Here is a 9,793-nt window from a genome sequence, read left to right as displayed (position 1 = left end):
TAATACTACTGATTGTAAGGTCAAATATATAAAAGTTAATACAGTAAAAGCATCATTTTACTATTAAACATGCCATAAAATTTATGCGAATACCGCAGCCACAGCGGTAAATGGGGTAAATATGCTGATTAAAACTATTGATTTTGTATAGTTTAAAGATAGATGTTAAATATGAGATTTGAGACGTGAGATATGATGGATTTATATCTTATAATTCTCTTTTCCGCAGAAAGAGAGGTGCTTTAATTCTTTATCTTTTGTCCATCATCTTTTGTCAGTTTCCCAGTCTCCTTTCCTCAGTCTTGTTAAACCTTTGCGGCATTTCCCCGTCTACCATATAACTCGGCACAATAATTGAAATATACGCCGCATATTAAGAAGATACTATGAAAAAGATAATTTTAGGAATGCTTGCAGGATGCTTTATACTTGCAGCCTCGGTTACCAAAACACAAGCGCAGGTAAGTGTAAATGTAAATCTGGGTATTTGGGACCCACCTGCAGAATACTCGGGCGTTAACTATTACTATTTACCCGATGTAGAGAGCTATTACTATGTACCAACCCATCAATATGTTTATTTAGAGGGCAACAGCTGGGTATTCAGAAAATCCTTACCACCACGTTATAGTTCATACAATATACGAAATGGCTATAAAGTAGCGGTTAACAGGCCACGTGCTTATAGATATTATAATGATGACCGTGCCCGCTATGCCCGCTACAGGGGCACGCATGACAGGCAGGTAATTATCCGCGACCATTACCACACCCGCGTGGTAAACCGTACAAGGGTGGTGAACCGCACAAAATATGTAAACAAACAACAACACGGACATAAAGATAATGGCCGGCATAAAGGACATGACAAACACTAAGAATATAAATTATTAAAAGTGTTGGAAAATATATATTAACAAAAAAGACCGCTGATTAGCGGTCTTTTTTGTTAAATCATCATGGCATTACGAGGCACGAGGCAATCCCTGATTAGCAGAGTGGCTCTGTATAGTATAGAGATTGCTTCGTACCTCGCAATGACGCGTGGTTGAAATGCTCTTACTTGAGCTCGTTTATCCAACAAAGCTTTTAGCCTTTGCCAGTGCGGCATCCAATCCGCTTATATCGCTACCACCGGCAGTTGCAAAAAACGGCTGACCGCCGCCGCCGCCTTTTACTTCTTTGGCCAGTTCTTTAACAATATTACCGGCATGTAAGCCTTTTTCCTTTACCAGGTTTTCGGCTATCATTACGGTGAGGCTGGGCTTACCGTCGAAATCGGCAGCCAGTACCAGGAACAGATTGGGTACAATATCTTTTAACTGGTAGGCCAGGTTTTTAACAGCTTCGGCATTGGGCAGGGCAACTTTTTGGGCGATGAAATTAATACCGCCTATAGCCACGGCCTTTTGTGCCAGTTCATTTTTTAAACCTGATGACTTTTCAAGGATGCTTTTTTCTATTTCCTTTTTCAGTTTGGAGTTTTCGTCAAGCAGGCTCTCCACACTTTTTGTGAGGTCTTTAGGGTTTTTAAGCAGATCCTTTAGCTGATTTACCAGTTGGTTTTGATTAGTGATATAAACTTCGGCGCCAACACCCGTAATGGCCTCAATACGGCGAACCCCGGCGGCTACGGCGCTTTCGGCAATTATTTTGAAATAGCCTATTTGCCCGGTGGCCTGTACATGCGTACCACCACAAAGCTCTTTACTAAATTCATCATCGAAAGTAATTACGCGTACATATTCACCATACTTTTCACCAAACAGGGCAGTTACACCACTGCTGATGGCTTCGGCATATAATACGGTGCGTTCTTCTTTCAGCGGGATGTTCTGACGTACCTTTTGATTAACGATGGCTTCTATTTGTCCAAGTTCCTCATCGGTTACTTTGGCGAAGTGCGAAAAATCGAACCGCAGATAATCGGCATTTACCAGGGACCCTTTTTGATTCACGTGACTGCCCAATACCTGTTTCATAGCAGCGTGCAGCAGGTGCGTAGCCGAGTGGTTTGCATTGGTTTGGCTGCGCAATGAAGGGTCAACAATAGCGGTAAGGGCATCGTCAATATCATCGGGCAGGGTATCTACATAATGAACGATGAGGCCGTTCTCTTTTTTGGTATCTGTTACTTTAACGATCTCGCCATCCGGGAACACCAACTCACCCTTATCCCCTACCTGGCCACCGCTTTCGGCATAGAAAGGTGTTTTATCCAAAACTATCTGGAATTGCTCTTTACCTTTTGCGGTTACCTTGCGGTATTTTACTACATGTGCGATAGTTTCTGTTTCATCATAGCCGGTAAATTCAACGCCTTCATCTTCTTTTAGGGTAACCCAATCGCCGGTATCAACAATTGAAGCAGCGCGGGAACGGGTCTTTTGTTGTTGTAGGGCAGCTTCAAAGCCTTCAATGTCAACTTTCCAGCCCTTTTCGCGAGCCATCAATTCCGTTAAATCAATAGGAAAACCGTACGTATCTGACAATTCAAAAGCAAATCTTCCAAAAATAACTTTATCGTTGGCAGCAAACTGACTTTTCTTATAATTTATCGCTTCTGTTACGACATAATCTTGTTTCGTTTTCCCTGAAATTACTTCATTAAAAAGTTTAATTCCATTTTCTAATGTTCTTAAAAAAGATGTTTCCTCCTCCAAAATCACCTTTTGCACAAAATCCTTCTGACTATACAAATTATCAAACACACCTTTAAACTGATCTGCCAGTAAAGGCACTAATTGATTAAAGAATGGCTCTTTGAAACCCAGGGTTTGATAACTATAACGTACCGCTCTACGTAAAATACGGCGGATCACATAACCTGCTTTATTGCTTGCAGGCAACTGTCCATCGGCAATGGCAAAGCTAATAGCACGGATATGGTCGGCTAATACACGCATGGCTACAGCTTCGTTCCAATCGGCATCGCCGGGTTTGGCTTTACTGTTGTAAGCTTTGCCGCTTTTCTCTGCAATGAACTGGATCATTGGTTGAAAAACATCTGAATCATAGTTGGATGTTTTTCCCTGCAATACACGAACCAAACGCTCAAAGCCCATCCCAGTATCCACATGCTTGTTTGGCAACGGTTGCAGTGCACCGCCTTTTAAGCGATTAAACTGCATGAATACATTATTCCAGATCTCAATTACCTGGTCGTGGTCGGCATTTACCAGGGTAGCTCCGCTTACCTCGGCTCGCTCATTATCCGGGCGACTATCATAATGAATCTCGGAACATGGACCACATGGACCGGTTTCGCCCATTTCCCAAAAGTTATCTTTTTTATTGCCGCGGAGGATATGGTCTTCCGCGACCAGTGCTTTCCATAATTCGTAGGTTTCGGTATCTTTTTCAAGGCCTTCCTTATCGTCGCCTTCAAAATAGGTTACGTACAGGCGGTCTTTAGGTAATTTGTAAACTTCGGTAAGTAACTCCCAGCTCCAGGCAATGGCTTCTTTTTTAAAGTAGTCACCAAAGCTCCAGTTGCCCAGCATCTCGAACATGGTATGGTGGTAGGTATCAATACCCACTTCTTCCAGATCATTATGCTTGCCTGATACGCGCAGGCAGCGTTGGGTATCGGCCACGCGTGGCGCTTTTGCAGGTGCTTCGCCCAAAAATATATCTTTAAACTGGTTCATCCCCGCGTTGGTGAACATGAGGGTTGGGTCGTTTTTTATTACAATTGGTGCAGAAGGAACGATGATATGTCCCTTAGAAACAAAAAAATCAAGAAAAGCCTGTCGTATCTGTGAAGCTGTCATAGTGTGCAAATGTAATTATTAGTCGGAATTTGTCTGAACCTGAATGCATAGAATTAATGAATTGACAGAATTTTTGTTTGGTTGAATTAAATTTGTCTGAACCGCGATTTGTAGAATTTGTCTGAACCGCGATTTATGGGATTTATTAAATGAACAGGATTAAATAAAAATCAGGATAATCCTTTAATCCCATAAATCGCGGTTCAGACAAACATTTTAAGACAACCTTTCACATGCTTATGCGTTATTATTAAAAAATACAGTAGTTCTTATTATTAAAAATAAAAACTAAATTAGCTTATGGAAACGTTGAGAGTTGATATTCAAAATGATCAGGAAAAAAAAGTACTCCTGGCTTTTTTAGACAGTTTGAATTATCAATATACCATTGATAAGGATATTGATGTAACCAATACCCCGTTAAAAGATCTGGATGAGCGTAAAGCCGATTTACTGAGCGGTAAAACATCATCTCTGCCCTGGGACGAGGGTAAATCATAATATCCTTGCTAAAATTATAAGGCCGAAATCGACATTCCGAAACAGGGGAGCTTTTCTGAATACCCCTTAAAAAATAAACAACAAGCCAAAAATTTCGAAATTATCAAATACATTTGCATATGCCTTACAAAGACCGCGAGATAAGCAAAATGTATTACACCATGGGCGAGGTATCGGCCATGTTTGATGTTAATCAGTCGCTTATCCGTTTCTATGAAAAGGAGTTTGATGTACTGCAACCCAAAAAAAATAAAAAGGGCAACCGTTATTTTACTCCCGAGGACATCGAGAACTTTAAGATCATTTTTCACCTCATACGCGATAAGGGCTACACCCTGAACGGCGCCAAAGAGCATTTAAAGCATAACATGACCGATACCAAAGAAAATCAGCGTGTTATTGATTCGCTCGAAAACATAAAAAAATTCCTGCTCGAAGTGCGCGACCAGTTGTAGGTGCACACTTCGTATCAAGTAGCGAGTATCAGGTATCACGACAGTGATATTTTTTTATAATACCTCCAAAAATTTTGATACTTGATACTCGCTACTTGATACTAAATCATATTTTTATTGTTTATTGATATACATGCTCGCAAACCATAAAGGCGAAATCCCTGTTGTTATACTGCTGATGCCCTGGTTGTTAGGCATAACATTAGGTATYAGTTTTATTTCGGCTGTTTATTTACCTTTTTTACTTGGCGCTTCTATTGGTTTAAGTATTATATTTATTGTACTTAATTTAAACTATCAGCGACTAAAAATTTATAAACGGCGATGGCTTGGCGGTCTGCTCATTAGCCTTATTTTACTGGCAGCCGGATGGATCAGCGCGATCAGTTATAACGAACTAAATAACCGGCATCATTTTTCAAAGTTGCCATCACCATACTTATCAGTAAAGATCAATAATGAACCGCAGCTTAAGAACGGACTCATCCGGTTTACAACTACGGTTCAGCAAAGCATCAATAGTAAGCGAGCTACAGTAGTTACAGGAACGCTGCTCATTACCCTGAAAGATAGCGCCGCCATAGGCTTGCAATATGGTGATGAACTACTGGTACCGGCCACGTACACCCCTATCGACCCCCCCTTTAACCCGGCAGAATTTAATTATAAAAAATACCTGGCCCATCAGAATATTTATCACCAGCTGTTTTTATATCCGGGGCAATACCGGGTATTACAACACAACAAAGGCAACCCGCTCATTGCCTATGCGCTTAAGTTAAGGCAGCAAATGGTGGCAAAATTTAAACAACAACTGCACAACCCCGATGCTATTGCTGTGGCTTCAACCCTGATACTGGGCTACAAAGACGACCTGAGTAATGATGTTTTACAGGCTTATTCAAAAACGGGAACCATTCATGTTTTATCGGTTTCGGGAGCGCACGTGGCCATTATATATTTTTTATTACAGTGGATGCTTGGTTTTTTGAACCGGTACAAGTACGGTAAAGCTTTAAAAACAACGGTAATTATCCTGCTGGTATGGTATTACGCCATGTTAACCGGCTTTTCGCCGGCGGTTTGCCGTGCCGCGGTCATGATCAGCATGGTTATCATCGGCGACACCTTTGTGCGGTATATTAATATGCTGAATATCCTGGCCATATCAGCCTTTTTATTGTTGCTGTATGATCCGTTTTTTATAACAGATGTCGGTTTCCAGCTATCCTATCTCGCGGTTGCAGGTCTGATCGTTTTACAGCCGGTAGTATATAAATGGGTAACGTTTAAAAACAAATGGGTCAATAAATTATGGGCCTTGTGTTCGGTATCTATAGCGGCGCAGGTAATTACTTTTCCGTTAAGCGCGTTTTATTTTCACCAGTTCCCGGTTTATTTTTTGGCGAGCAACCTGCTTATCATTATACCAACCATGATTATTATGTATAGCGGATTATGCTATCTGCTTTTTTCGTGGGTGTCTATGCTGTCAACACTACTGGCTTGGGTACTTGAAAATACTATCCTGTTCATGAATAAAGCGCTGGCACTTATTGAACATGCCCCTTTTGCCAGCATTGGTAAAATATGGTTCACCACAACCGAGTATCTGCTTACCTATGCCTTCCTCATCACCCTGTTTTATTTTTTGTACGATAAAAAGCCCTGGCTGCTACGGTTAAGTATAGGCTGCCTGCTGTTGCTGTGTATAAGTATCAGCATAAAAAGATATGATTTGACCAATACCAAATCAATTGCCTTTTTAAACCTGCGCAAAAACACTGGATTGGTATTTAAAAGCGGTAACAATGCCATTATACTAAGTAACCTTGCCGATACCGACAAAAACTACAGCTATTCGGTACAGCCCTATCTGGACAGCAACAAAGTAAGCAATGCAAAGTTGTATGATCTTAAACAGGGCATTAGTACACCTTATTTCAAAAAACAAGGTAACCTGATCCAGTTTTATGATAAAAGGATATTGATATACAACAGCGAACTGCCAAACATACAACTACCCCAAAAACTAAAAACCGATTACCTTTACATTACCGGCAACCCGCATACTGATCTGCACCAGATCGGCAAAAATTATGATTACCAGGTGCTTGTGATCGATGGCAGTAATACCAGCAAATTAATTAATCAACTTGAAGGCGAAGCAAAGGAAATGCATATAAATTATAGCATATTAAAGCGTAACAATTCGTTAATTGCACTATCTAACTGAAAAAAATTAAACCAAATACCAAAAAATTTGTCTTTTAACCTAAAACCAGTAAATTGGTATAAATCAAACTAAAAACATGAATATTAAATTTTTCAACGTTGCATTGGGCCTTGCTCTTACCGCAACAGCCATGAGCGCCAGCGCACAAAAAAAATACACAGAAGGTGTAGTAGTACTTTCTACTGCCATGCAGGGCCAGCAGGTTGATGCTAAAGGCTACTTCAGGGCCGATTCAAGTGCATTCGCTTTTACCACCGGACCGGCAACCATAAAAATATTAACAGATGCCGGCGGAAAATCAATGGCTGTTTTAGTTGATGTCCCTGTTGCTAATATTAAAAAAGCAGCAATTGCCAATCCCGACGAAGTTGATCAGGCTATAGCAGCAATGCCAACTTTCACTTTTGCACCAGGTACCGAAACCAAACAGATATCGGGCTTTAACTGTAAAAAAGTAGTGGCTACTGATTCAAAAACTAAAAAAACTTATGATATCTGGGTTACCAATGATATTGAAGTGCCTATTACCGGTATAGCTAAATATTACAGAGAAGCCGGTGGTTTCCCTATCCAATATACCTCATTTAGTCAGGGTCAAAGCACCGAGGTTACTGTAAAAAGTGTAACTGAAGGAAAAGCACCTGCCGGTACATTTGGCATCCCTGCTGATTTTGAGAAAATATCTATGGACGATCTTAAAGCCATGAGCGGAGGCAGATAAGCGTCTTCACTAACAATTCATTAAAGGTTTCTTAACATTGCGGTTAAAGTACTACTTTTGTACCCCCATATGTTAAGAAACCTTTTTAGTATAGTCAGATTTTTTGTTTTCTGGCTGGTGTTTTTCGCAATCACCAGGGTAACATTTGAATTGTATTTTTTTCACAAGCTTAACGGAGCAGGTTTTGGTGAAATACTACAAACGTTTTTCTATGGCCTGCGCCTTGATGCTTCGGCTGCCGCTTATATCTGTATCATCCCTTTATTTGTATTCGTTGTTTACTGGTGTATCCCTTCCCGCTCAGTTAAACCCATATGGCTTAAAGGTTACGTTTGGTTTTGCTTGTTTTGCATATCATTAAATACGATACTTAACTTTAACATTTTCAGGGAGTGGGGTACAAAGGTTACCTTCAGGGTGTTTAGCTCGTTATATCATGCCCCATCAGAGGCCCTGGCTTCTACCGGGTCTTCTCCTGTAGCCAGGTGTATCACCATTGGCATATTACTGCTTGGTACGGGTATATTGCTATCCAATTACATTATAAACTACAATTTTAAAAAGCCCGTTACCGAACCACGCATAAAAGCTGTTGCCATATGTTTACTGTTATTCGCAAATTTTGTATTGATGAGGGGCGGCTTACAAACTGAACCTGTAAATCAAAACGCGGCTTACTTTTCTGATAAGGAGATCATGAACCAATGTGCCTTAAATACAGAATGGAACTTATTTAACAACATTTTCGAAAATTTCCGCAGGCCATATAATCCTTATGTGTTTATGCAGCCCGGCAGCGCGGCGCAACTGGTACAAGATATATTTAGTGTAAAAGGCGATTCTACACTAAAGGTACTTACCACCAACCGGCCCAACGTGGTGATCATTCAGCTGGAAAGCTATACGGCAAGCATTATTGAATCATTAGGCGGAGATAAGGGCGTAGCCCCAAACTTTGAAAAATTCATCCATAACGGTATCCTGTTTAACAATATCTACTCATCTGCCGACCGTACCGACAAAGGGATCATATCTATCATGAGCGGCTTTCCCTCGCAGGCTATCCGTACTGTGGTGGCCGATACCATTAAGCAAAAAAAGCTGCCGGCATTATCCACCGTCTTTAAAAACGCGGGATATCAAACCACTTACTTTTATGGTGGTAAAAGCACCTATATGGACTTTAACATATTTATGAAAAGCCACCTGGTTGATCATATTATTGATGAGTTTACCTTTGATAAAAGCCAGGTAAAAACAGAATGGGGCGTGTATGATGATGTGCTTTTAAGCAAGCATTTACAATATAATGAGCAGCAAAAACAACCATTTTTTTCATATCTGCAAACATCAACCAACCATGAGCCTTTTGTGCTGCCTGTAAAAGCACATTATCCGGATGATGATGCTGAAGGTGATGCGAGCAATAAGTTCAGGAGTACCGCCTACTTTACCGATTCATGCCTTAACGCTTATTTTGAACAGGCCAAAAAGCAGGCCTGGTATAAAAACACCCTGTTTATTTTAGTGGCCGATCATGGTCACCGCTTGCCACGTAATATATCTGAGGCTTATAATCCTGCCAAATACCATATACCGCTATTGTTTTTTGGCGATGTGATAAAGCCCGAATACCGCGGCAAAAAGATCAGTAAATTAGGAGGACAAACGGATATTGCCGCCACCCTGCTATCGCAGTTAGGTATGCTACATGATCAGTTTAAATGGTCAAAGGATCTGCTTAACCCACAGTCGGCCGATTTTGCCTTTTTTGATTGGGATAATGGCTTTGCCTTTATGCTGCCACACCAAACTGTAGCCTACGATAATTCGGGCCGCAGGATTGTTTATACCAGTAATAAAGGCATTGACCAGAAGACCACAGATAAAACACTATTATACGGCAAAGCGTTTTTGCAGCAGGTGTATACGGAGTATATGGCTTTTTGACCGTTGATTGGTCTGATTACGTTGATTTCGCTGATTTTGTCTGAACCTTGATTTTTGGGATTTAGGGATTTTCTTGATTCCATTTTCTTATTGTCATTCTGAGCGCAGCGAAGAATCTATTAGGCTACATGCATGTTTACGAGTAGATCCTTCGCTG

General features: G+C 40.8%; 7 protein-coding genes. 6 read left to right on the top strand and 1 reads right to left on the bottom strand.

What is annotated here, in order from left to right:
- Positions 1 to 386: 386 nt before the first annotated feature.
- Entirely contained in the window at positions 387 to 878 is a 492-nt protein-coding gene (locus AC1DRQ_RS27305) for a hypothetical protein (RefSeq protein WP_477428640.1), read from the top strand.
- A 195-nt stretch (positions 879 to 1,073) separates the two neighbouring features.
- On the opposite strand, the gene alaS is transcribed toward AC1DRQ_RS27305, so the two are convergent.
- Positions 1,074 to 3,773: an alanine--tRNA ligase gene (alaS, locus tag AC1DRQ_RS27300; protein WP_477428638.1), complete on the bottom strand. Its 2,700-nt coding sequence runs from the start codon at positions 3,771 to 3,773 to the stop codon at positions 1,074 to 1,076.
- A 300-nt stretch (positions 3,774 to 4,073) separates the two neighbouring features.
- On the opposite strand from alaS, the gene AC1DRQ_RS27295 reads away from it, so the two are divergent.
- The 5 genes from AC1DRQ_RS27295 (at position 4,074) to AC1DRQ_RS27275 (ending at position 9,636) form a co-directional block, all read left to right on the top strand.
- Entirely contained in the window at positions 4,074 to 4,274 is a 201-nt protein-coding gene (locus tag AC1DRQ_RS27295) for a hypothetical protein (protein ID WP_477428636.1), read from the top strand.
- 119 nt (positions 4,275 to 4,393) lie between these two features.
- Positions 4,394 to 4,729: a MerR family transcriptional regulator gene (locus AC1DRQ_RS27290; RefSeq protein WP_429397602.1), complete on the top strand. Its 336-nt coding sequence runs from the start codon at positions 4,394 to 4,396 to the stop codon at positions 4,727 to 4,729.
- Between the two features lie 133 nt (positions 4,730 to 4,862).
- Positions 4,863 to 6,965: a ComEC/Rec2 family competence protein gene (locus AC1DRQ_RS27285; protein ID WP_477428634.1), complete on the top strand. Its 2,103-nt coding sequence runs from the start codon at positions 4,863 to 4,865 to the stop codon at positions 6,963 to 6,965.
- Positions 6,966 to 7,041: 76 nt separating this feature from the next.
- The gene (locus AC1DRQ_RS27280; RefSeq protein WP_429397606.1) at positions 7,042 to 7,686 is read left to right on the top strand and encodes a hypothetical protein; all 645 of its coding nucleotides are present in this window, start codon (positions 7,042 to 7,044) and stop codon (positions 7,684 to 7,686) included.
- Positions 7,687 to 7,836: 150 nt separating this feature from the next.
- Positions 7,837 to 9,636, top strand: a complete 1,800-nt coding sequence (locus AC1DRQ_RS27275; RefSeq protein WP_477428631.1) for an LTA synthase family protein — start codon at positions 7,837 to 7,839, stop codon at positions 9,634 to 9,636.
- The last annotated feature ends 157 nt before the right edge of the window (positions 9,637 to 9,793 follow it).

The organism is Mucilaginibacter sp. P4_E8 (assembly GCF_056401495.1).
The sequence above is the reverse complement of the archived record's forward strand: the minus strand, read 5'-3'. Positions and strand labels throughout refer to the sequence as shown.

Coding starts and splice junctions, on each gene's coding strand:
- AC1DRQ_RS27290 (WP_429397602.1), top strand. CDS start 4,394: ATGCCTTACAAAGACCGCGAGATAAGCAAAATGTATTACACCATGGGC.
- alaS (WP_477428638.1), bottom strand. CDS start 3,773: ATGACAGCTTCACAGATACGACAGGCTTTTCTTGATTTTTTTGTTTCT.
- AC1DRQ_RS27305 (WP_477428640.1), top strand. CDS start 387: ATGAAAAAGATAATTTTAGGAATGCTTGCAGGATGCTTTATACTTGCA.
- AC1DRQ_RS27280 (WP_429397606.1), top strand. CDS start 7,042: ATGAATATTAAATTTTTCAACGTTGCATTGGGCCTTGCTCTTACCGCA.
- AC1DRQ_RS27295 (WP_477428636.1), top strand. CDS start 4,074: ATGGAAACGTTGAGAGTTGATATTCAAAATGATCAGGAAAAAAAAGTA.